Source organism: Terrabacter sp. R4-6 (assembly GCF_057529065.1).
Genome location: NZ_CP197224.1, coordinates 1,959,577 through 1,981,967, shown reverse-complemented (window position 1 = coordinate 1,981,967; position 22,391 = coordinate 1,959,577). Strand labels below are relative to the sequence as shown.

At 72.4% G+C, this 22,391-nt stretch carries 22 protein-coding genes; 12 read left to right on the top strand and 10 right to left on the bottom strand.

The features are described from left to right. From ACSSS0_RS09365 to ACSSS0_RS09350, 4 genes are all read left to right on the top strand, one after another. Nucleotides 1-972 carry a carbohydrate ABC transporter permease gene (locus ACSSS0_RS09365; RefSeq protein WP_487230914.1) on the top strand — a complete coding sequence of 324 codons (972 nt, stop codon included), beginning with the start codon at nucleotides 1-3 and terminating at the stop codon, nucleotides 970-972. Then, entirely contained in the window at nucleotides 969-1,796 is an 828-nt protein-coding gene (locus ACSSS0_RS09360) for a carbohydrate ABC transporter permease (RefSeq protein ID WP_435984257.1), read from the top strand. The genes ACSSS0_RS09365 and ACSSS0_RS09360 overlap by 4 nt, the downstream gene beginning before the upstream one ends. A 27-nt stretch (nucleotides 1,797-1,823) precedes the next feature. Continuing rightward, nucleotides 1,824-4,133, top strand: a complete 2,310-nt coding sequence (locus tag ACSSS0_RS09355; protein WP_487230913.1) for a family 43 glycosylhydrolase — start codon at nucleotides 1,824-1,826, stop codon at nucleotides 4,131-4,133. A 101-nt stretch (nucleotides 4,134-4,234) separates the two neighbouring features. Then, a complete protein-coding gene (locus ACSSS0_RS09350) occupies nucleotides 4,235-5,161 on the top strand; it encodes a glycoside hydrolase family 43 protein (protein WP_487230912.1) in 927 nt (308 codons plus the stop codon). A 189-nt stretch (nucleotides 5,162-5,350) separates the two neighbouring features. Here the strand turns inward: ACSSS0_RS09350 and ACSSS0_RS09345 are convergent, their stop codons facing one another. Beyond that, nucleotides 5,351-6,043: a zf-HC2 domain-containing protein gene (locus ACSSS0_RS09345; RefSeq protein ID WP_435984260.1), complete on the bottom strand. Its 693-nt coding sequence runs from the start codon at nucleotides 6,041-6,043 to the stop codon at nucleotides 5,351-5,353. Beyond that, nucleotides 6,040-6,528: a sigma-70 family RNA polymerase sigma factor gene (locus ACSSS0_RS09340; RefSeq protein ID WP_487230911.1), complete on the bottom strand. Its 489-nt coding sequence runs from the start codon at nucleotides 6,526-6,528 to the stop codon at nucleotides 6,040-6,042. The genes ACSSS0_RS09345 and ACSSS0_RS09340 overlap by 4 nt, the downstream gene beginning before the upstream one ends. A 142-nt stretch (nucleotides 6,529-6,670) precedes the next feature. Between ACSSS0_RS09340 and ACSSS0_RS09335 the strand changes: the two genes are divergently transcribed. Beyond that, nucleotides 6,671-7,513: a uracil-DNA glycosylase gene (locus ACSSS0_RS09335; protein WP_487230910.1), complete on the top strand. Its 843-nt coding sequence runs from the start codon at nucleotides 6,671-6,673 to the stop codon at nucleotides 7,511-7,513. On the opposite strand, the gene ACSSS0_RS09330 is transcribed toward ACSSS0_RS09335, so the two are convergent. Beyond that, complete coding sequence (locus ACSSS0_RS09330; RefSeq protein WP_487230909.1) at nucleotides 7,497-8,480, bottom strand: ArsR family transcriptional regulator; 984 nt, start codon at nucleotides 8,478-8,480, stop codon at nucleotides 7,497-7,499. The two genes, ACSSS0_RS09335 and ACSSS0_RS09330, sit on opposite strands and share 17 nt — an antisense overlap. 215 nt (nucleotides 8,481-8,695) lie before the next feature. Between ACSSS0_RS09330 and ACSSS0_RS09325 the strand changes: the two genes are divergently transcribed. Continuing rightward, nucleotides 8,696-9,277 (top strand): M23 family metallopeptidase, encoded by a 582-nt coding sequence (locus tag ACSSS0_RS09325; protein ID WP_487230908.1) that lies wholly within the window; start codon nucleotides 8,696-8,698, stop codon nucleotides 9,275-9,277. A gap of 66 nt (nucleotides 9,278-9,343) precedes the next feature. Beyond that, nucleotides 9,344-9,778 carry a GNAT family N-acetyltransferase gene (locus ACSSS0_RS09320; protein ID WP_487230907.1) on the top strand — a complete coding sequence of 145 codons (435 nt, stop codon included), beginning with the start codon at nucleotides 9,344-9,346 and terminating at the stop codon, nucleotides 9,776-9,778. A gap of 2 nt (nucleotides 9,779-9,780) precedes the next feature. Here the strand turns inward: ACSSS0_RS09320 and ACSSS0_RS09315 are convergent, their stop codons facing one another. Further along, nucleotides 9,781-10,164, bottom strand: coding sequence for a VOC family protein (locus ACSSS0_RS09315; protein WP_487230906.1), 384 nt, complete (start codon nucleotides 10,162-10,164; stop codon nucleotides 9,781-9,783). Nucleotides 10,165-10,279: 115 nt separating this feature from the next. Here ACSSS0_RS09315 and ACSSS0_RS09310 point away from each other — a divergent pair, with 115 nt between their 5' ends. Then, nucleotides 10,280-10,603, top strand: a complete 324-nt coding sequence (locus ACSSS0_RS09310; RefSeq protein ID WP_487230905.1) for a hypothetical protein — start codon at nucleotides 10,280-10,282, stop codon at nucleotides 10,601-10,603. 18 nt (nucleotides 10,604-10,621) lie between these two features. Here ACSSS0_RS09310 and ACSSS0_RS09305 read toward each other — a convergent pair whose 3' ends face one another. The 5 genes from ACSSS0_RS09305 to ACSSS0_RS09285 form a co-directional block, all read right to left on the bottom strand. Beyond that, entirely contained in the window at nucleotides 10,622-11,014 is a 393-nt protein-coding gene (locus ACSSS0_RS09305) for a hypothetical protein (protein WP_487230904.1), read from the bottom strand. A 72-nt stretch (nucleotides 11,015-11,086) separates the two neighbouring features. Further along, the gene (locus ACSSS0_RS09300) at nucleotides 11,087-11,617 is read right to left on the bottom strand and encodes a GNAT family N-acetyltransferase (protein ID WP_487230903.1); all 531 of its coding nucleotides are present in this window, start codon (nucleotides 11,615-11,617) and stop codon (nucleotides 11,087-11,089) included. Between the two features lie 24 nt (nucleotides 11,618-11,641). Then, a complete protein-coding gene (locus ACSSS0_RS09295; protein ID WP_487230902.1) occupies nucleotides 11,642-13,084 on the bottom strand; it encodes an HNH endonuclease signature motif containing protein in 1,443 nt (480 codons plus the stop codon). A 91-nt stretch (nucleotides 13,085-13,175) separates the two neighbouring features. After that, a complete protein-coding gene (locus ACSSS0_RS09290; protein WP_487230901.1) occupies nucleotides 13,176-14,951 on the bottom strand; it encodes an ABC transporter ATP-binding protein in 1,776 nt (591 codons plus the stop codon). After that, the gene (locus ACSSS0_RS09285; RefSeq protein WP_487230900.1) at nucleotides 14,948-16,792 is read right to left on the bottom strand and encodes an ATP-binding cassette domain-containing protein; all 1,845 of its coding nucleotides are present in this window, start codon (nucleotides 16,790-16,792) and stop codon (nucleotides 14,948-14,950) included. The genes ACSSS0_RS09290 and ACSSS0_RS09285 overlap by 4 nt, the downstream gene beginning before the upstream one ends. An 82-nt stretch (nucleotides 16,793-16,874) precedes the next feature. Between ACSSS0_RS09285 and ACSSS0_RS09280 the strand changes: the two genes are divergently transcribed. Beyond that, the gene (locus tag ACSSS0_RS09280) at nucleotides 16,875-17,222 is read left to right on the top strand and encodes an META domain-containing protein (protein WP_487230899.1); all 348 of its coding nucleotides are present in this window, start codon (nucleotides 16,875-16,877) and stop codon (nucleotides 17,220-17,222) included. A gap of 12 nt (nucleotides 17,223-17,234) precedes the next feature. On the opposite strand, the gene ACSSS0_RS09275 is transcribed toward ACSSS0_RS09280, so the two are convergent. Continuing rightward, complete coding sequence (locus tag ACSSS0_RS09275) at nucleotides 17,235-18,428, bottom strand: TadE/TadG family type IV pilus assembly protein (RefSeq protein WP_487230898.1); 1,194 nt, start codon at nucleotides 18,426-18,428, stop codon at nucleotides 17,235-17,237. Nucleotides 18,429-18,656: 228 nt separating this feature from the next. On the opposite strand from ACSSS0_RS09275, the gene ACSSS0_RS09270 reads away from it, so the two are divergent. From ACSSS0_RS09270 to ACSSS0_RS09260, 3 genes are all read left to right on the top strand, one after another. Then, entirely contained in the window at nucleotides 18,657-19,163 is a 507-nt protein-coding gene (locus tag ACSSS0_RS09270) for a DnaJ family domain-containing protein (RefSeq protein ID WP_487230897.1), read from the top strand. 99 nt (nucleotides 19,164-19,262) lie between these two features. After that, on the top strand, nucleotides 19,263-20,441 hold the full coding sequence (locus tag ACSSS0_RS09265) for a helix-turn-helix domain-containing protein (protein ID WP_487230896.1): 1,179 nt from the start codon (nucleotides 19,263-19,265) through the stop codon (nucleotides 20,439-20,441). Nucleotides 20,442-20,556: 115 nt separating this feature from the next. Next, the gene (locus tag ACSSS0_RS09260; RefSeq protein ID WP_487230895.1) at nucleotides 20,557-22,338 is read left to right on the top strand and encodes a flavin-containing monooxygenase; all 1,782 of its coding nucleotides are present in this window, start codon (nucleotides 20,557-20,559) and stop codon (nucleotides 22,336-22,338) included. Nucleotides 22,339-22,391: the final 53 nt, after the last annotated feature.

Genomic DNA, 22,391 nt, shown 5'->3' with positions numbered 1-22,391 from the left:
ATGGCTGTGACCACGGCACAGCCCACGAGACCGCCCTCGGGAGCGTCGCCCACGCCGGGTGCGCGTCGCTCCCGGGGAGCGACAGCCGGCATCCACGGGTCACGGTGGACGCCCTACCTCTTCCTCTCGCCCTTCCTGCTGCTCTTCATCACCTTCGTCGCCGTCCCCGGCGTCCTCGGGATCTGGATCTCCTTGCACGACTGGGACTTCCTGCTGCCCAACAAACCGTTCGTCGGTGTGCAGAACTACGCCGACCTCCTCGACAGCGGGTCCCCGCAGTTCGAGCCGTTCTGGAACGGCATGAAGGCGACCGGCATCTTCGTGGTCATCAGCGTGCCGTTCCTCGTCGTGCTGCCGCTGCTGCTCGCGATCCTGCTCAACCGGCGCTTCCCGGGACGCACGTTCTTCCGCGCCGTGTTCTTCGCGCCGTTCGTCCTCGGTGTGGCGGTCGTCGGGCTCATGTGGCGCTACCTGCTGGACCCGTCCTTCGGCATGGTCAACGGACTGCTCGGGGCCCTGGGCCTGCCTGACCACACAGCGTGGACGACCGCCCAGCCTTGGGCGTGGATCTCGCTGGCCGCCGTCACGATCTGGTGGACCATCGGCTTCAACGCCGTCATCTACCTCGCCGGGCTCGGCGACATCCCTGCCGAGCACTACGAGGCGGCCGAGATCGACGGAGCCACGGCGTGGCAGAAGCTGCGCTACATCACGATCCCCGGCCTGCGACCGGTCCTGGTCTTCGTCGTCGTGACGACGGTGCTGGCGAGCGCCAACATGTTCGGCCAGAGCTACCTCATCACCAAGGGTGGTCCGGGCGACTCCACGCGCACGGCGATCATGGAGATCACCGACCTCGGCCTCTCGCAGTACCGAATGGGCCAGGCCTCGGCGATGAGCTACGTCCTCGCGGTCTTCCTCGCCCTCATCTCCCTCGTCAACGTCTGGGCCTTGAGGGAGAAGAAGTCGTGAAGCGCCGCAACGGACCCCTCTTCTGGCTCGGCATGGCCGTGCTCAGCGTCATCTTCATCGGCCCGCTGCTGCTCGTGCTCCTCACGGCGTTCAAGTCCCAGAGCGAGTCGCGCACGGTGCCGCCGACGTACTTCCCGTCCGAGTGGAGCCTGCGCGCCTTCGACGTGCTCTTCTTCCAGGACGCAGCCAGCCCGGTGCTGCGGTGGTTCCTCAACTCGATGCTGGCGGCGACCCTGCACGCCGCGCTCGTGCTCGTCGTCTGCTCGCTCGCCGGCTATGCCCTGGCGCGCATGGAGTTCCGCTTCAAGAAGGCGATCTTCGGCGTCATCATCCTCACCCTCTTCGTGCCGGGCTTCATCTTCCTCATGCCCAACTTCCTGCTCCTCGACAAGCTCGGCTGGCTCGACCAGATCTGGGCGCTCGTCGTGCCCGGGGCGGCGGGGGCGTTCGGTGTCTTCTTCATGCGGCAGTTCTTCATGGGCCTGCCGAAGGAGCTCGAGGAGAGTGCGCGGCTCGACGGCGCCGGCCCCTTCCGCACGTGGTGGTCCATCGTCCTGCCCAACGCGAGGCCCGCGCTCGTCACGCTCGGCGTGCTCAGCTACCTCGCCAACTGGAACGACTTCATCTGGCCGATCTACGTCCTCTTCTCCCCGGAGCGGCTCACGCTGCCCGCCGGCCTCAGCCGGCTCCAGGGTGCCTACACGATCGACTATCCCGTGGTCATGGCCGGCGCCATGCTCGCCGCGATCCCCGTCCTCGCGCTCTACGTCTTCGTGCAGCGCTACGTCATCGAGGGCGTCGCCAGCAGCGGCGTCAAGGGCTGAGGAGTCCGTATGCGTCCCCTGACCTCCGTGAGCGTCCGTGCCCTCGGGCGCGGAACCGCTTGTCTCGCAGCACTCGTCACGGCCGTCGGCGTCAGCATCGCGGTCCCGGCCGCCGGCGCCTCCGCGTCCGCCGGTCGTATGCCGTCCGCCTCCGTCGTGACGGCATCCGACAACGCCGTCTCCGACTTCTTCTCGGACACGTTCGCCGACCCGTCCGTCATCCGAGGACGCGACGGCTGGTGGTACGCCTACGCGACGTCGGACCCGCTGCGGGCCGGTGACGCGCCGGGCGCCATGCACCTGGCCCGCACCCGCGACTGGTCGAGCTGGGAGTATCTCGGCACGGTCTTCGACGCGGGCAACCGTCCCTCGTGGGCGACCCCGACGGCCGGGCTGTGGGCACCCGACATCCGTTACGTGGCAGGGCGTTACGTCCTCTACTTCACCGTCACGGACACGACGCTCAACCCGGGCGACGACTCGGCCATCGGGGTCGCGACGGCTCCCACCCCGGCCGGTCCGTGGACGGCAACAAGCGCCCCGGCCGTGCCGCCGCGGCCCGCACCGGGTGGCGGCTTCCTCTGGACCTTCGACCCCGCGGGCTTCACCGACGCCGACGGGCAGCGCTACCTCTACTTCGGCAGCTACTTCGGCGGGCTCTGGGTGACGCGGGTGTCGCCCGACGGGCTCTCTCCCGTGGGGTCCGCGACCCAGGTGGCGGTCGACAACCGCTACGAGGGCGCGTACGTCGTCCGGCACGGCGACTTCTACTACCTCATGGGCTCGGCCGCGAACTGCTGCGCCGGCCCGACGACGGGCTACTCCGTCTTCGCCGGGCGCTCACGCTCGCCGCTCGGACCGTTCGTCGACGCCGAGGGGACCCCGCTGCTCACGTCTCGCGTCGGTGGCACCACGGTGCTGACGCAGAACGGCAACCGTTTCGTCGGCGCCGGCCACCACGCCGTCGTCACGGATGCCGAGGGACGCGACTTCATCGCGTACCACGCCATCGACCGGACCAACCCGTGGCTCACGACGACCTTCGGCATCAACCGCCGCCCGATGCTCCTCGACCGCCTCGACTGGGTCGACGGCTGGCCGCGCACCCGCGCCGGGGCCGGGCCCTCGGACACGCCCCAGCCGGCGCCGACGTCGGCGTCCGGTCTCGGGATCACCCCGACCGACCCGTCGGCGAGCGGCTTCAGGGGGCTCGACGACGGGCCCGCCGACGCGGTCGCGGGCGAGACCGCCCTCGTGCACGGCACGGCGTCGACGACCTCGTCGGCCCCGGCCGGCCCGCTCCACGTCCGTCTCGACCACCGGGGCACCGAGCCGCTCCGTGTCCTGCTCGGTCGCGACCCGGCGCTCAAGGTCACCCTCGACCCCAGGGCGCGCCGCCTCACGGCCCAGGTCGAGCGCGACGGCACCGTCCGGTCGTCCACGACGGTCCTTCCCGCGCTCCCCACCGGCGCCTGGCGCACGCTCACCGTGGAGGCGACGGACGACGGCCTCACCGCCGAGGTGACCGAGAGCGACCTCGCCGACGTCACGGCCCGCGTGCGGGTGGCCGGCGACGCGCGTCCCGCCGCGGCGCCGGTGCGCCTCAGCAGCAGCCGCGCCGTCGTCGACAACGTCGTCGTCAACCCGGCCGCCCGCGACGCCGCTGCCCTCGTCCCGGTGCCGGTGGCAGGGGCGCTGCTGGAGGCCGAGGAGTTCGACGACCCGGGCCTCGCCGGCTTCACGTGGGTGCGACCCAACGCGGCCGTCACCGTCTCGGGCGGCAGCCTGCGCTGGCCGGTCGAGGGGTCCGACCTCGTCGGCGGCGGCAACACCGCGAGCGTCCTGCTCCATGACACCCCCGGCGACGGCGACTGGATCGCCGAGGCGAGGACGACGCTCGACCTCGGGGTCGACACCGTGCGCAACTACCAGCAGGTCGGCCTCGTCGCCTACGAGGACGACGACGACTTCGCGCGCCTCTCGAACGTCGCCATCTGGAACACGCGCCAGACCGAGTTCGGTCGTGAGACCGCAGCCGACCCGGGCGCCCCTGACGGCCCGACGAGCTACGGCGGCGCCATCATCGGCACCTCCGCCCCGACCCTGTGGCTGCGGCTCGCGCACCACCGGAACGCCGCCGGCGAGCACCTCTACCGGGCCGCCACGAGCCGCGACGGCGTGCACTGGACGTGGGGCGCGACGTGGGCCTTCCGCGCCGGCACCCACCCGCGCATCGGGCTCGTCGCCCACGGCGGTGCGTCCCCGGCCGTGACCGCCGAGGTCGACCACCTGCGCTTCTACGCGTCGAGCTGGCCGGCCGACCCGGGCGCCGGATGACCGGCCGCGGCAGGATCGTCCTCACTCTCGTCGCGGTCGCCGCGACCGTCCTCACCGGCGCCTGCCAGGCGTCCGGCCCCGACAGCACGACAGGAGACCGCGTGACGACCCCCGCGACGCAGTCCGCACCGGCCGCGACGAACCCGGTCTGGCCGAGCAACTTCCCCGACCCGCATATCCTCCCGGACGGCGACGGCTGGGTGGCCATCGCCACGAACGGCAACGGGATGAACGTCCAGACGCTCGTCAGCGACGACCTCGCCACGTGGACGCAGGGCAGCGACGCCCTGCCCGAGCTGGCGTCGTGGACGACCCCCGGCAAGGTCTGGGCGCCCGAGGCGCACCGCTTCGGCGACCGGTGGGTCATGTACTACACGACGATGGCCCCCGACCCGGCCATCCAGTGCATCGGCGTCGCGGTCGCCGACGACCCCAAGGGCCCGTACCGCGACACGAGCAGCAAGCCCCTCGTCTGCGAGCAGGAGCAGGGTGGCTCCATCGACGCGTCACCCTTCGTCGCCAAGGACGGGACGGCATACCTCTACTGGAAGAACGACGGCAACGCCGTCGGCATGGACACGTGGATCTCGGTCCAGCGCCTGTCGGCCGACGGCCTGCGGCTCGAGGGCGAGCCGAAACGCCTGATCCGGCAGGACCTCCCGTGGGAGGGGCAGCTCGTCGAGGCGCCGTTCGTCTGGGAGCGGGACGGCGTCTTCCATCTCTTCTACTCGGCCAACGACTACGGCAGCGACCGGTATGCCGTGGGCCACGCCACCGCGTCGTCGCCGACCGGACCGTTCACGAAGGACCCCGAGCCGGTGCTGACGAGCACCGACGTCGCGGCCGGCCCGGGTCACTGCGCGCTGCTCGAGAAGGACGGGCGCGTCCTCATGGTCTACCACGCGTGGGCGCCCGACTCGATCGGCTCGGAGGTGCCCGGGCGGACCATGTGGCTCAGCGAGGTCACCTTCGACGGGGCAGAGGTCTCCGTCACGCCGCCGGCCACGCAGCTGCCGTCCGGGTTGTGAGGACTGCGGTGTATCACCCCCTGCCGGTGCGGCTCTGAGTGTCAGGGGAAACGGTGCGGGGCAGGGGGGCTGCCCCGCACCACACCCCGAATCGCTTGGGCGGCTGGCCCGTTGAGGTACGTTAACCGCCATCAGGGCCCGGGATCGCAGACCTGATCAGTCGCGAGCCGGGCCCTCAGGCGTGCGCCGTCAGGTGCGGGCGGCGGCGAGCACCTCGCCGGTGCCGGTGCGCACCTCGAGAGCCTGGATCTCGTTGGGGCGCAGCGCCGTCGCCCCGGTCACGCGGGAGTAGCCGGCGGGCGTGGCGCGCCACGAGGCGGCCGTCGTCGCCTTGCCGCTCCGGTCGATGACCCAGAGGGCGAGCTCGCCATCGGTCGGCATGTCCTCGCAGTCGATGTCGAGCTGCGTGCCCCAGCCACGCGTCACGAGGGCGATGTCGATGCGGACCTGGCTGCCCGCGACGGCGGCCGCGGCGACGTGCGTCGTCGGCAGCGTCGGGGTGGCCGGAGACAGCAGCTGCGGACCGAGCCACGCGCCGCCGGCGAAGATGACGACCGCGGCCGCGGCGGCCACGACGGAGAGCCACGCCCGCCGGCGGCGGCGTCGTCGACCGACCTCGTCGAGCAGGGTGACGAGGTGCTCGTCGTCGTGGTCGGTCAGGAGCGGCGCGGGCACGGCGACGGGCTCGTCGCTGAGGTGCGGGCCACCCTCGGGGCCGGCGAGGTCGAGCAGGCGCGGCAGCCCCGAGACCTGGCCGAGCTCCGTCTGGCACTGCCGGCACGAGCGCAGGTGCTCGCTGAAGGCGCGGTGGTCGTCGTCGGACAGGCCCCCGAGCACGTACGCGCCGAGCAGCACGTGCAGGTCGTCCGATCCGGTGGTCATCTCGTCACTCCCATCTCGTCGAGGATGACGCGCAGGTTGCGCACGGCGTAGTAGGCACGCGACTTGACGGTGCCCTCGGGCACGCCGACCCGCGCGGAGGTCTCGGCGACGGTCAGGCGCTCGAAGTAGAGGTAGCGCACGATCTCACGGTGGTTGGTCTGGAGGCGGCCGAGGGCCTCCTCGACGAGCACCTGGTCGAGGGCGAGGTCGAGCGCGGAGTCCGACTCGGCCACGTCGACGAGCTGGGCCTGCTGGGGGCGTCGGCCGGCGGCGCGGTGCTGGTCGACGATGAGGTGGCGGGCCGTGGTGATGAGGTAGGCGCGCAGGTTGTCGGCCTCCGGTGCCTGCTTCCAGACGCGGAGGATGACCTCCTGGACGATGTCGTCGACCCGGTTCGCGTCGCTCGTCGCACGCCAGACGACGCGTCGCAGCATCGGCCCGTGCTCGCGGTAGATCTCAGCGACCGCCTCGTCGTCGAGCGGCATCCCGCAGCCACCTCCTCACTCGTGCTCCCGCGTCCAGAGACGCCTGCGTGGCCCGTCCGGTTCAGCGTGCCGACCCCGGAACCGTCTCACGCCCGTGTGCCGTCCCGCCTCATCCCGAGGCATCCCGGCCTAGCGTGGGGCCATGTGTCCCGTCGACCTGCCGAACCCGGCCCAGCACCCCGTCACCGGCGGGCTCTTCCTGTCGCCCGTGCCCGCGGGCTCCGGCTGGCCGGGTGACCCGGCGACGTCCGAGACGCCGGTCGCGGCCACGGCGGCGCAGGTGCGCCGGCTCGCGAAGGGAGCAGACGGCATACGCGAGCTCGATGCGCGCGTCAGCGTGTGCCGCGCCTGCCCGCGTCTCGTCGGGTGGCGCGAGTCGGTGGCGACGGAGGGACGCCGCGCGGCGTTCGCCGACCAGCCGTACTGGGGGCGACCCGGCCCGTCGTTCGGCGACCCGGACGCGGAGGTGCTCGTCGTGGGTCTGGCCCCGGCGGCCAACGGCACCAACCGGACCGGCCGGATGTTCACCGGTGACCGCTCCGGCGACTGGCTGTATGCCGCCCTCCACCGGGGTGGGTACGCGAGCCAGCCGACGTCGGTGGCCTCGGGCGACGGGCTCGTGCTGACGGGGCTGCGGATCGTCGCCGCCGTCCGGTGCGCCCCGCCCGCCAACAAGCCCACGACCGAGGAGAAGGCGACGTGTGCGGCGTGGCTCGACCGGGACCTCGAGCTGTCGGAGCCGCGCCTGCGCTCGATGCTCGCCCTCGGGTCGATCGCCTGGGACGCCGCGCTCGGAGCGGCCCGCCGCCGCGGCTGGGACGTGCCGCGGCCCAAGCCGAGGTTCGGCCACGGCACCGAGGCAGTGCTGACGACCGACACGGGACGGCAGGTGCGGCTCGTCGGCAGCTATCACGTGAGCCAGCAGAACACCTTCACGGGCAAGCTCACCGAGGCGATGCTCGACGACGTCATCGCGCGCCTCTGAGCGGGGACTCGTCGTCGTGCTCGTCAGGGCACATCAGCGCTCGCCCCGACGCGGTGACGGAGTAGAGGACCGACTTGCCCGCCCGGGCGCCGCGCACGAGGCCGGCTCTCTCCAGGTCGTGGAGCTGCTGGTTGACCGCCGACACCGTCTTGCCGAGGACTGCCGCGAGCTCCGTGGTCGTGCGGGGCTCCGCGAGCGACGTCATGAGGTCGGTCCGGGCCCGGCCCAGCAGTGCTGCGGCGTTGACGGGGGAGACGGGCCGGACCTCCTGCCGCTGACCGCGTGCCGGGTAGATGACCATCGGTGGGGCGGCGTCGCTGTGGGGGTGCGAGGCGGCGAGCGTGAAGAGCGAGGGCACGAAGACGAGCCGCCGGCCGCCCAGCGGCGCGGTGTACGACGGGCCCACGCGGCTGCGGGCGCTGAGGGCGGCCTCGTCGACCTTGATGCTCGGGTGCAGCTCGGACAGTGCGTGCAGCAGCCCGAAGCCGGCGGCCCGCGACGCGCGGTGCCGGACGTCCGCCTCGAGGATGCTGCGATGGCTCGTCCAGAAGGCCGCGAACGCGCGGGCCCAGTAGGCCTCGAGGGCGTCGAGGACCCGAGAGCGCACCACGGTCGACGTGCCCCGCACCGCCTTCGGGACCTCGCTCGGCCAGAGGCGCTCCAGGTCGCCCATGAGGATCTCGGCGGGGGCCGCCGCGAGGGCGGTCAGCTCGGCGGCGAGACGCGGTGACGGCGACTCCGGTCTCGGGTTGATGACGTCGGGCGTCGAGAACTCGTCGTTGACGAGCGCGAGGAGGGTCTCGCGGTGCCCTCGCGACTCCGGCATCACGAGGAAGGACTCGGCGACCCGGGAGGCGTAGGCCCCCGGGGCGCGCAGGCTGCGCAGGGAGAGACACATCTCGTTGAGCGGCGAGATGGCGAAGCGGCACGTCGCCACGTCCATGGGCGTCATCTCGTAGCGCAGCACGCGACCGCTCCTTGCTGATGGCGACGTTCAGTCAGGGGCCGCTCCCACCGTCGCACGGGGGCGCGGGCCCTGCCACCGGAGCCGGGTGGGTCGCATCGTTCAAGCCCAGCACTTGAAGGATTGCCGCTGCCCGGGGCGCTGGCTGGACTGGGGATCGCACGGCCGCGGGCACCGTCCGCACCGTGACAGCCCACCCATCGGAAGGAACGCGACACATGTTCGGAACCACGGCCCTCGTCGGTACGGGGCAGAAGAAGAAGGCACTGGTCCGCAGGCTCGGCGTCCTGGCGAGTGCCGTCGCGCTCGCCGCCACGACGGCCTTCGCCGGCGCGGCGCCGGCCACGGCGGCCGGCTACTTCGAGGCCCCCTACCCGGCGGGGGAGAGCTACCAGGTCAGCCAGGGCAACGGCGGCGGCTACTCGCACACCGACGCCTACAACCGCTACGCGTGGGACCTCGCCCTCCCGGCCAACTACGAGGTGTCGGCGACGCAGGGCGGCACGATCGTCATCTCGAACTGGTCGCCCTACTGGCAGAACGGCATCGAGGTCATCATCCGTCACCCCAACGGGCAGTGCACGCAGTACGCCCACCTCAACCGCTCGTTCTACGAGCCCGGCAACTGGGTGCCTCAGGGACGGATCATCGGCTGGTCCGGCAGCACCGGAGCGGCGTCCGCGCCGCACCTGCACTACTCCGTCATCGACTGCAACACGCGCGTGTCGCTGCCCTCGACCATCGAGGGCTACGTGCCCGCCACGGGGACGTGGGTGAGGAGCTCGAACACCCGGGCCTGAGCCGAGTCGAGGGGGCGCGTCGTGGAGGGCGCGCCCCCTCGGTGCGGCGTGGCAGGATCTGCCGTCGTGACTGAGGCAACGAACTACCGGTCCGTCGTCGGTGAGGCCGACGCGACCCTCGACCAGCGGCTCTCCGACGAGCTCGACGTCGTCAACGCCGCGGCGACCGCGGGCACGCCGGCGGCGCGCGAGCTGACGGTCCGCGTCGACGACGCGTCGGGCGAGCTGGCGGCCGGCGTCAGCGGCTGGACCTGGGGTGTCGCCGCCGGGATCGGCATGACCTGGGTGCGTGAGGACGTGCGCGGGACGGGGCTCGGCGAGCGGCTGCTGGCCGACTTCGAGTCCGAGGCGCGTTCGCGGGGCTGCACCCACGTCTTCGTCACGTCGTTCACGTTCCAGGCGCCCGGCTTCTACGAGAAGCAGGGCTACCGCGAGATCTTCCGCTGGGAGGGTGTGCCGACGGCCGATGCCGCCGACGTGCACTTCCGCAAGGAGCTCTGACCTCAGGCGACGCAGAACTCGTTGCCCTCGGGGTCGAGCATGACGACGTGACCGAGGGCGTCGCCGTAGCTCTCCTCGCGCACGACGGTCGCGCCGAGCGCGACGAGCTCGGGGACCCTGGCGCGGATCAGCCGCTCACGCTCGGCGAGGTCCCACGGGCCCTCGCCCGCGACCCGGATGTCGATGTGGAGCCGGTTCTTGGCCGACTTCGGCTCGGGCACCCGCAGCCAGCCGATCGCGGGGCCCCGGCCCTCGGGGTCGATGATCGAGGCGCCGTCGGGGTCGTCGTAGCCGGGCTCGGCGACGTAGCCGAGCGCCGCCGCCCAGAACGACGCGAGCCGGTGCGGGTCTGCGGCGTCGCAGCCGAGGGTCCAGTGAGTGGCCATGTCGACACCGTAGGAGCCGATCCGGACGTTCGGCGTCCTCGACGCGGACCGGGACCCGGCCACGCTGAGTAGGGGCGCCGATGCGGGCCGGGCGGTCGTGGGCGAGGGTGGGGGCGTGGAGCCACGCAGCGTTCGCCCGTACATCATCGCGCTCGGCCTGCTCTGGATCGTCCCGGCCGTCCTCGTGCTCGTGCTGCACCTGACGCTCCCGGACTACAACGCCTCGGGGCAGTGCACCGGTCTCGGCTTCGGCTGCACCCCGGCTCCCGCGGACGCCGTGCTCTTCCTCGGCTACCTCGCGGCGCTGCCCCTCTTCCTCCTCGGCATGGTGGCCTGCCTCGTCATCGCCGTCGTCCGCACGCGCCGAGACCGACGCGCTGCCGGCCGCGACGAGATCGAGACGCCGGACAGCCGCGAGGACGGCAACCCCGAGAGCTGACCTGCCGGAGCCCCGCCGTCAGAGGCGGGCGAGCGGAAGCAAGGGGTCGACACCGAGGACGGCGACCATCCCGGTCGTGGCCACCACCCCGGTGACCAGGGCGATCGGCAGGGCCGCCAGCACCGGCGGCCACGTGGCCGCTCGGGTCCGCAAGGCGAGTCGCGACAGGCCCAGCGCACCGAAGACGTTGGTGCCGACGCCGACCGCCAGCGCCAGCTCGTAGCGGTCGAGCTCCGGGTGGTCGATGGAGCCGACCTCGAGCACGTAGGTGAAACCGTAGGTCAGGGAGTGCATGACGAGCAGCGCGAACGCCAGACCGGCCAGGAGCACCGTCGTCAGGGCGCCGATGGCCAGCGACCACCACGGCAGGCTGAGTCCCCACCGACTCTCCTCCGGCTCTGTCGCGTCCATGCTCGCCATCCTCGCGACTCCTCGCCGTGCACCGCGTCCGTATGCGTACTCGACCGGGGTTGTCGGGCGCGGTCAGAGGGGGCGGGCGTAGCCGAGGAGTTCGGGGTAGGGCGCGAACGAGCTCCTGCTGCGCTCGCCGGTCGGCTCCCACCCCTGCTTCTCGTAGAAGCGGCGACCGCGACCGTTGCCCGTGAAGACGCGCAGCCGGGCGCGTCTGATGCCGCGCCCACGCATCTGGTCGAGCACGTCGTCGTGCGCGAGCGTCGCCAGACCGCTGCCCCAATGGTCGACGGCGATGCCGAAGTGCAGGAACTCGTCACCACGGGTGGCTGCGAAGCCCGCGACGGCGTCGGCGCTCACGACCACGAAGCAGTCGGTCCCGGGGAGGCCGATCTCGCGGATCCACCGTTCCGCGATCGCCTCCCTCGGGAACGGGTGCTCGTCCTGCGGGAAGACGGCAGCCAGCCCGAGGATCGCCCCCGGCTCCTGGACCTCGATGACCGCCGGAACGTCCGCCGCGGTCATCTCGCGGAGCACGCGCGTCGGCACGCGCGCTTCGGTCGCGCCTGACGTGATCTGGCGCATCGGATCGTCCCCCGTCACGTGGGGAGTATGACCCAGGTGTCGTCAGGTCGGGGTGAAGTCGACGAGGTGCAGGTGCAGGGGTCCGCCGGAGGGCGCGAGATAGCGGCGGCCGAGTCTGGCTGGTGGTCTGGATCGGTTCGGCTGGTTCGGGTCGTGGTCTGGGTGGGGGCTGGGGGCCGGGACCAGGTGTGGTGGTGGTGTCCGGGGTGGTTGGTGGGGTGGGCCGATGAGTAGTCCGGTGTCGGTGTGGAAGAGCAGGCCGTCGGGTCGGGTGGGGTCGCCGGTGATGGTGAACTCGCCGCGGTGGTGTCCGTCGTGGTGGGAGGTGCAGACGCCGAGGAGGTTGGTGTCGTCGGTGGGGCCGCCGTCGCGCCAGTGGATGAGGTGGTGGATCTCGAGGTTGCGGGTGGAGCCGCAGCCGGGGAAGCGGCAGCCGCGGTCGCGGTCCAGGACCAGGACTCGGGTGCGGTGCGGGACGACGCGTTGGGTGCGGCCGACGTTGACGGGGTGTCCGTCGGTCTGCCAGACGGGGGTCAGGGTCCCGTCGCAGGTGAGCTGGTCGGTGATGTGCTGGGGCAGGCGGGGGCGGCCGGTGAGCCAGGCGCCGTCGGTGTCGAGGTGGACCTGGACCCGGTACCGGGCCCGCCGAGCGGCCCCACCCGAGCCACCGGAGGAGCCGGAGGTTCCGTCGCGTGTCGTGGTGGCGGCGTCGAGGGAGCGGGTGGCGAGCACGATGAGGGCGTCGGCCCAGGTGACGCGGGGCCGGCCGCCGCTGGTGCAGGTCTGGTCGGGGTGCAGCACGTCCCCGTTCAGGGCCCGCTTCTGCTCGTCGGTCCAACCCTCGGGTGCGAGGGTGTGGAAGAGGTGGTCCTTGGCCTCCGCCAGGGCCGCTTCGACGAGCGCGCCGACCTCGGCGGGTGCGTCGTAGCGCAGCCGGAACCGCCCGTCGGCGTCGAGGCCCATGCTCAGGTGCGCCGGCTCGACCGGCTCCACCCGTGGCCGATCCAGGGTCGCGTCCTGCTCACCGGGGGATATCTCACCGGGCAGGCCGCGGCCGCGGTCGTCGACGCTGTCGGGTTGGAGGGTGAAGTCGTACCGGGTGACCGTGCGCTGCAGCTGGGTGACCGTCGCGTGCTGCGCGAACTCCGCCACGGTGGCGTCGAACGCGGCCGGGGTGTGCCGGGCCACGACCGCGGCCTGGTCCAGGCTGATCCGCCCCTGGCGCAACGCGGCGGAGGTCGCGGGCAGCTCCTGCGCCCGCCGGGCCAGCAGGACCACCGCGGACGCCTGGCCCCGCGACAGCCCGGCGCGCAGCATCAGCCAGTGCTCGGGTGACCGCAGCCCGGCGGCCTGCCAGGACCCGTCGGTCAGGACGGCCGCGACGAAGTCGACGAGCCGGGCGTGCGCGTCGTGCAGGTCAGCGGCCAGGGACGCGACGTGGTCCCAGTCCTGCTCGATCTGCTGCGCGCTCCGGCTCTGCTCCATACCCCTCATCGTACAGGTGTTCGAATGACCCGACAAGAGTTGTCCACACCGAATCCATTGCAGCACAGACGATCTCGCATCATCCGCACCCTCAGCGATACGACCGTGCCTGCAGCTCGAACAGCTCGGCATAGGCGCCGCCGGCGGCCATCAGCTCCTCGTGCGTGCCCTCCTCCGCGACGCGTCCCTCGACGAGGTGGACGACCCGGTCGGCTGCCCGGACCGTCGACATCCGGTGGCTCACGATGACGGTGATCCCACCGGTGAGCCGACTCGCCTCGCGCGCACGCTCGAGGTAGCCGCCGAGGATCGCGTCCTCGGCCTGGGCGTCGAGGGCCGATGAGGGCTCGTCGAGCAGCATGAGCAACGGCCCGTCCCGGAGCATCCCCCGGGCGATGGCCAGTCGCTGCCACTGGCCGCCGGACAGCTCGGTGCCGCCGGCGAACTGCCGCCCCAGCTGCGTGTCGCGCCCGCCCGGGAGACCGTCCACGAGTCCCGTCGCGTCGGCGCGGTCGAGGGCCGCGGCCACGCGATCGTCCGACGCGCCGGCCAGGTCGCCCATCGCCACGGCCTCGCGCAGCAGCACGTGCGGGGTCGCGTGGTCCTGGAAGACGGCGCCGAGTCGCGCCTGCCAGTCCGCGTGCGGGATGTCGCTCAGGGGGCGGCCGTCGACGAGGATCGAGCCGGCCGTCGGGTCGTGCAACCGGGCGAGCAGCGAGACGAGCGTCGACTTGCCCGCACCGTTCTCGCCGACGAGTGCGACGGTCGTGCCGCGCTCCAGCGTGAGGTCGATCCCCGAGAGGCTCGGCTCGGACGCGCCCGGATAGGTGAACGACACGCCCCGCAGCTCGAGTCCGCGGACCAGCACGGCGGGCGCCGAGCCGGACGGCGTGACGAAACCCGCCGCATACTGCTCCACCTCGTCGAGGCGCGCGACGTGCTGGGAGGTCTGGACGGCATAGACGGCGATCCGTTGGAGCGTCCCGACCATGTCCTCGACCTGGGGCACGAGCAGCACGAGCACGACGAGTGACCCGACGCCGACCGACCCGCCGCGCACGAGCCCGAACACCGCCAGCAGGGCGGCCGCGAGCGCGGCGATCCACGCGAGCCGGGAGAGCACCGCGAGCGTACGCGTGCGGCGGGCCGCCGCTGCCACCGCCGCGAGCCGCACGTCCAGTGCCGCTCCCTGCGCCTCCAGCAGCGTCGCGGGTGCGCCGCTGCAGCGCACCTCGATGCCGGTCGCCGGGTCGCGCGCGATGTCGAGGAGACGGTCGGCGACCCGGATGGCCTGGGCGTTCTCGCGCTCGGCGTCGACGCGCGCGCGGATGGCGCGACCCGATGCCCACGCCGGGAGGAGCGCCGCCGGGATGAGCAGGGTCAGCCACCAGGCGACCGAGGCGAGGACCCCGGCCAGCGCCACGGTCCCGACGAGGGCCGCGAGGTTCGTGGACAGCCGGATGCCGGCGTTGCCGAGCTGCCGGGCGTGCTGGCGCACGAGCGCGACGCGGTCGGCCATCTCCGGCATCTCGTGGTGGGCGACCGTCGGGATGCCGGCGATGACACGGAGGACGTGGTGGTGGGCGTAGCGCTCCCCGAGGTCGTCGACGAAGAACCAGACGAGCGGCCACGAGACCGACTGCAGCACGGCGACGACGATGCCCGCCCCGACGAGCCACAGCCCGCTCGTCACGCCGGCCGCGTCACCCGCTCCGAGGCCGTCGACGATCCGTCCGACCCCCAGCGTGGCGAGTGGTGCGAGCACGGCGGCCGCGAGGGAGATGACGAAACCGACCGTCGCGAGCCACGGGGCCGCGGCCAGACCGAGCACCAGCCACAGGCGCACCCGCCGCACCAGGGTCCTCATCGCCCCTCCCCGGCGAGCAGGCGCGACGACTGCAGCGAGAACAGCCGAGCGTAGGTGCGGCTCGCGACCATGAGCTCGTCGTGCGACCCGTCCTCGGTGATGCGTCCGCCCTCCAGCACGACGATGCGCGGGATGGGCCGCAGCACCGAGAAGCGGTGCGACACCACGAGCGACGTGATGCCGGAGGCCAGCCCGAGCTGGCGCTCGACGAGGTGCGCCTCGGACCGGGCGTCGAGAGCGGCAGCGGGCTCGTCGAGCACCATCATGCCCGCGCCGCGCGTGAGCCCGAACGTCGCTCGAGCCAGGGCGATTCGCTGCCACTGGCCGCCGCTGACGCCCTGGCCGCCGGGGTAGGTCGGGTCGAGCACGGTCTCCCACCCGGCCGTGAGGTCGCCGATGACGGCCGCAGCGCCCGAGCGCGCCGCAGTCACGTCGAGGTCCGCCTGGTCGGACTCCATCCAGCGTCGTCCGGCCCCCAGCGTGACGTTGTCGCGCGCGCTCAGCGGGTAGCGACAGAACTCCTGTGTCAGCACGGCGACCCGACGCTGCCAGCGGGTCACCTCCGCGTCGGACATCGTCGCGAGGTCGACACCGTCGACGACGACGCGTCCGCGGTCCGATCGCAGGGTCCCGGTCAGGAGCCGGATGAGGGTCGACTTGCCCGCGCCGTTGACGCCGACGAGGCCGACGTTCTCGCCCGCCTCGAGGCGGAGCGAGAGGCCGTCGAGCACGGGGACGTCGCGGCCGGCATACGCGAAGGTGACGTCGTGCAGCTCGACGGTCGGCGGTCGCCCGTGACCGCCGCGGTCACCACCGAGGGCGTATGCCGCCCGCCCGCCCCGTGTGGCCGCCGAACCGTCCGGGGGAGCGGGGGACTCAGGCATCGGCCGACCGTAGAGGCGCTCGGTCTCCTCGAAGTCCGCGAGGACCGCCGCGCCCCGGACGAAGAGCGGCAGGCCGCCGATCTCGGCCTGCGCGAGCAGCAGGACGAGCGGGATCGCGGTCGCGACCGCGCCGACGTCGAACTGCCCGTCGAGGGCGCCGCGCACGAGGTGGACGAGGACGCCGACGGCGATCGCAGCCCGACCGCCGTCGAGCGCCAGGGTCCAGACCGAGTTGTGGATGCGCTTGCGCCAGAACGGCTTCCACGACAGCTCCATCCGCTGCCAGTAGCGGTCCCCGAGCCAGTCGGCGAGTCCGAAGACCCGCACCTCCTTCGGGGCGAGCCCGGTGGCCAGACCGAACGCGTAGTCCGCGTGGCGCTGGTGCTCCGTGGCCCCGACCCACTGGTCGAGCTCCCGGCGCATGAGGATCGCCCGCACCACCGCCACCGCGAGCGCCGCACCGGCGAGGAGCAGGGCGCTCGGCCCGCCGACGACGGCGCCGACCGACAGCGTCGCGCCGACGAGCGTGAGGACGCCCGTGACGGCCATGCCGCCCTGCATGAGGCCCTGGTTGATCTCCCAGAGGCGCGACCGCACCCGCTGGGCACGGTCGAGGAAGTCGGGATCCTCGAGGTGCTCGATCCGGACGGGGGCGACGAAGAGACGGGCCAGCCGGCCGAGCACGTCCTTCTCGGTGCGCAGGCTGAGGTCCTGGAAGACCGGCTCCTGCGCGCCGGAGATGACGACCTGTGCAGCGAGCACCGCGACGAGAACACCGAACTCGAGCCCGATGGTGCCCGTCGGACCGCCCGCCGCAGCCGCAGGGAGGTCGGCGACGAGCCCGCCGACGAGCCAGGGCACCCCGACGGCGACGGCGGAGACGAAGAGTGCGTTGACCGCGACGAGCACCACGCCGAGCGGGTGCACGTGGAGCTGGTGGCGCACGAGTCCGAGCACGGTCTCCCCTGTCGTCGTGGACGCTGACTCGTCTCCGGTCTACCCGACCCCACCCACAGGCGCATCCGGTTAACGTGGGCGCATGGCTGACAAGGCGATCGCTGGCACGTCGTGGGTGGTCCAGGAGCTCGGCGGCACGGTCACGTCCGAACCGAAGCCCGAGCTGGCGTTCGGCGACGACGGCCGGCTCACCGGCACGACCGGCGTCAACCGGGTCATGGGGCGCTACGAGGTGGTCGAGGGGCTGCTCACCGTCGCCGATGCCGCGACGACCCGCATGGCCGGCGCGCCCGAGGCGATGGAGCAGGAGCAGCGGCTGCTCGCCCTCCTCGACGAGCCCCGGGCCTTCGTCGTGACGGGCGACCGGCTCGAGGTCGGCGACCGCGAGACCCTCGCCCTGCTCGTGCGGCCGAGCGTCCAGCCCTCCTGATGCCGGGTCGCCTCAGCCGATCGTCGACAGCCGCTTCGGCCCCCGGTCGGTGCCGGTGTTGGGCACGGCGTCCACCGGGATGACCGGCGAGACGAACCAGCCCCACAGGCAGTTCTTCTCCCCCGAGCACGACTCGGTGCCGTTGCCCGTGGGGTCGGTCGGCGTGAAGCCGTCGGTGTCGGAGTTGCCCGTGACGTGGAACCCGGCGAGGTAGAAGGCGGAGACCCCGTCGATCGTGTACTCGGTGTTGGCGCCGCGCCCGTCGACACTCGTGAAGATCGGGATGTAGACGATGGAGCCGACGCTGGCCTGGAGCACCGGGCCACAGCCGCTGGGCACGCTCGTCCCCGGTTTGCCCGAGGCCGAGATCGTGCCCTTGTCGCTCGTGAGGTCGACCGAGCACGTCTTCTTCCCGGTCGAGTCGAGCCAGCCGAAGTTGCCGGGCGTGTACTGGCCCGGGCCGCTCGAGCCGCACTTCTTGGTGCCGTCGACCTTCTCGTTCTTGGTCTGGAGGAGCACCTTGCCGATGTACCTCCCGGCGACCGGCACGCGAGGAAGCGGGTTCACCGCGGGCGTGCCGGACCCGGTCAGCGCGTAGGGCGGAGGGAGTGGGAAGTCGGTGCCGTTCGTCGTCGCGTCGTCCCACGCGCACTGTGACTGCACGACCGGCAGCACGGTCGAGGGGTGGCCGCCCGACCAGCCGACACGCGAGCAGGCGGCGATCGTCGAGCCGTTCCAGCCCATCGCCTGGGCGAAGAAGGGCTTGAGGATCGTCCCGGTGTCGGCGAGGTTCGTCGACGTGCGGGTCCGCACCTCGACGTAGGGTCCGGTGGACCCGGCCGGCGCCGGGAGGCAGTCGGTCAGGGCGCCCGTCGTCGCCGTGCACGGGGTGAAGGCGCCGGCGCTCGGGAACGTCCCGACCGCACACACCCGCTGGATGCCGCCGAAGCCGTCGGCGGCGTTCGCGTCGACGAGCTGCTTGAGACCCGGAGCCGCCGGGTCGCACGTGGCTCGCTGCGTCGCGCAGTCCTGCGCGAGGGCCAGCGTCGCGGCGTCGGCGCCGTTCTGCAGCTGGCGGCGCTCCCACATCATCGACCCGACGTCGACGACGAGCGCCATCATCGCGATGATGACGCCCGTCGAGAAGAGGATCGCGACGAGGGCCGTGACGGCGCCGCGATCCCGTGCAGCCCTTCGGCGCTGCACCCGTTGCAGGGCGCAGCGCAGTGCGGGCCCCCGAAACCCATTCATGGATCCCCCGATCCCCATGGACGTCCCCGAGCCCGTCTCGGGGCTGCTGCGGACAACCTAGAACATGCCGACCCGTCCCGGGCCGGCATCCCGTAGTTTCCCAGCAGCTCGCGCCGCGCGCACGCCGGGGTTGCCCGGGATGGTCCGGAATGTGAGCCCGCGTCATCGGTTAGCGTGGATCGCATGACGGGCCAGCCGTACTGGGAGAGCCCCGTGGACAAGCAGATCCGCGAGGCGCAGGAGCGTGGGGAGTTCGACAACCTGCCGGGTGCAGGCAAGCCCCTGGACCTCAGCGACTCGGGTGATCCCGACTGGTGGGTCAAGCGCTTCGCGGCGCGCGAGAACCTCGACCTCGGGGGTGCGCTGCCGGGGGCGCTGGGGCTGCGCAAGGAGGCCGCGGGCTACCCGGAGTCGCTCGTCGACGTCCGCACCGAGGCGCAGGTCCGCGAGGTCATCGAGGACTACAACACACGCGTCCTCGCCGACCGGCTGCGCCCCGCGGTCGGCAACCTGCCGCCGCTCATCGCCAAGACCCTCGACGTCGACGAGATGGTCGAGCGGTGGCGCCCGCTGCGCGCCGCGCTCGAGGAGCAGCAGCGCGCGGCGCGCGAGGAGAGGGCCGCCGCGGCCCGGGCGGCTGCTGCCGCCGCCCCCGGCCCGTCCTGGTGGCGCCGCCTCCTCGGCCGCTGAACGCGCCCTACCCAAGCGGCCTCCCGCGTGTCACGATCACGGGGAGCCGTGACCCCACGCATCCGACCTCCCGCGGGGCCACCCGTCGCAAAGGTGCGCATGTCCACAGCCTCCGGACTCGAAGCGGCCCTGACTGCGTTCGAGGACCCAGCAGCCAAGGCCCGGGACCTGCTGCGCCTGCACCGGGCCTGGGCGCACACCCACGAGGTGCCGCCCGGCGCCCGGGGTGTCGTCGCCCGCTCGTGGCTCCGGCAGACGCCCGAGGGCGACAAGATCTCGACGCCGATCTCCGACGATGCCCTCCTCGCCCGGCGCGAGCGCTCGCGCCTGCTCGCCTCCGTCGTCCCCGTCCTCAAGGACCGCCTCCTCCCACTCGCGCACGAGGCCGGCAACGAGCTCGTCATCAGCGACGACGAGGGCTACCCGCTGTGGATGTTCGGCCCGTCGCCGATCCGCCGCCGCAGCGACGGGCTCGGCTTCGTCGAGGGCGCCCGCTGGCGCGAGGGCGACGTCGGCACCAACTCGCTCGGCACCGCGATGGAGGAGCGGCGCCCGGTGCAGATCTTCGGCCCCGAGCACGCCCGCGAGGACCAGCACGCATGGGTGTGCACGAGCGCGCCGATCCTCGACCGGAGGGCGCGCACGCCGCTCGGCGTCGTCACCCTGAGCGGCGCCTTCCGCACCGCCCACCCGCACACGCTCATGCTCGTGACCATGGCCGTCCGTGAGGCCGTCGACACCCTCGCCGGGCAGCACGAGCGCGACCTGCGCCGGGTCGCCCGCGCCAGCGAGTCGTATGCCGGGTCGGGGCGTTTCGTCGTCGTCGACCGTCACGGGTGGGTGGCCCGGGCGGAGGGCTACGGCGTCGGCGAGCGCGTCTGGGTGCCGGGCAGCCTGCGCGAAGGCGCCGTCTGGGTGCCCGAGATCGGGCAGGTCCGCGCCGAGGCAAAGGCCGGCGGCTGGGTGCTCCACGAGGCGGTCAGCGCCCCGGAGACCCTCGAGGTCGTGCGTCACCCGAGCCCGCGCGTCCTCGTCACGACCGCGGGGTCGACCGTCGAGATCGCCCTGTCCGAGCGGCACGCCGAGATCGTCGCCCTGCTCGCGCAGCATCCCGCCGGTCTCGACACCGCCGCCCTCATGGCGCTGCTCGACGGCGCGACGACGCCGGTCACGATCCGCGCCGAGATGTCGCGCCTGCGCAAGCGCCTCGGCGGCCTCGTCGAGAGCCGGCCCTACCGGCTCACCACGCGCGCGACGGTGCGGCCCGACGCCACCTGAGCACCCGGCATACGCCATCGCGGTCGACATGCAACGTTCTGCAACCCTGTCCCGCGACCCCACGCGCTCCTAACGTCAGCACCACGACCCCACTACGTGGACAAAGGAGTTGGCGATGGGTGAGCAGTTGACGGCGGGCGAGTGGCTCGGGCGGTTCGGGGAGGCGCTGGCCTCCGGCGAGGTCGACCGGGTGGTCGGTCTCTTCGGTGACGAGAGCTACTGGCGCGACCTCATCAGCATGACGTGGAACATCCACACGTCCGAGGGGCGTGAGCAGATCGCCGACATGCTGGGCGGCGTCGAGCGCGGCTCATGGCCGACCGACGTCGAGCCGACGAGCGAGTCCGAGGCCGACGGCGTCCACGAGGCGTGGTTCACCTTCGGCAACGCCACCTTCACCGGCAAGGGGCTCGTCCGGGTCCGCGACGGCCTGGCCTGGACCCTGCTGACGAGTGCGCAGGCGCTCAAGGACCACCCCGAGCCGTCCGGCACGCGCCGACCGCGCGGTGCCGAGCACGGCGTCAACGTCTCGACGGAGAACTGGCTCGACAAGCGACAGCAGGAGATCGAGTCCTTCGGCGTCGACGCCGAGCCCTACGTCCTCGTCGTCGGCGGCGGGCAGGGCGGCATCGGCCTCGCCGCGCGGCTCAAGCGGCTCGGTGTGCCGACGCTCGTCATCGACACGTACCCCAGGCCCGGCGACCAGTGGCGCAGCCGCTACCACTCCCTGTGCCTGCACGACCCGGTCTGGTACGACCACATGCCCTACCTGCCCTTCCCCGACCACTGGCCGGTCTTCACGCCCAAGGACAAGATGGGTGACTGGCTCGAGAGCTACACCACGATCATGGAGCTCGACTACTGGAGCAACAGCGAGGCGACGTCGGCGAGCTTCGACGAGGCCACCGGAGCATGGACGGTCCACGTGACCCGCGAGGGCCGTGAGATCGTGCTCCACCCCGCGCAGCTCGTCCTCGCCACCGGCATGAGCGGCATCGCCAACGTGCCGACGCTGCCCGGGCAGGACGTCTTCCAGGGCGACCAGCACCACAGCAGCAAGCACCCGGGCGGTGCGCGCTACGCCGGCAAGAAGGTCGTCGTCATCGGGTCGAACAACTCGGCCCACGACATCTGTGCCGACCTGTGGCAGAACGGTGCCGAGCCGATCATGCTCCAGCGGTCGAGCACCCACATCGTCCGGTCCGACTCGCTCATGGACACGGTCCTCGGCCCGCTCTACTCCGAGGAGGCCGTCGCCAACGGGATCGACCACGACACAGCGGATCTCGTCTTCGCCTCGATCCCCTACAAGATCCTCGCCGACTTCCAGCGGCCCGCCTTCGACGCGATCCGCGAGCAGGACAAGGACTTCTACGCCGCGCTCGAGGCGGCCGGCTTCGACCTCGACTTCGGCGACGACGACTCGGGCCTCTTCCTCAAGTACCTCCGGCGTGGCTCGGGCTACTACATCGACATCGGCGCGTCCGAGCTCGTCGCCAAGGGTGCGATCCGGCTCGTGCGCGGGCAGGTCGACCACCTGACCGAGCACGCCGTCGTGCTCGCGGACGGCACGGAGCTCGAGGCCGACGCCGTCGTCTACGCCACCGGCTACGGCTCGATGAACGGCTGGGCGGCCCGGCTCATCAGCCAGGACGTCGCCGACGCGGTCGGCAGGTGCTGGGGGCTCGGCTCCGACACGACGAAGGACCCGGGTCCCTGGCAGGGCGAGCTGCGCAACATGTGGAAGCCCACCCGCCAGGACAACCTGTGGTTCCACGGAGGCAACCTGCACCAGTCGCGCCACTACTCGCGCTACCTCGCGATGCAGCTCAAGGCGCGCATGGAGGGCATCGACACCCCTGTCTACGCGCTGGCCGAGACCCACCACCTAGCCTGACCGAACGCATACGCAATCGACGGTTGCCGTTGGCCTGCGGGATACCCGCCGTG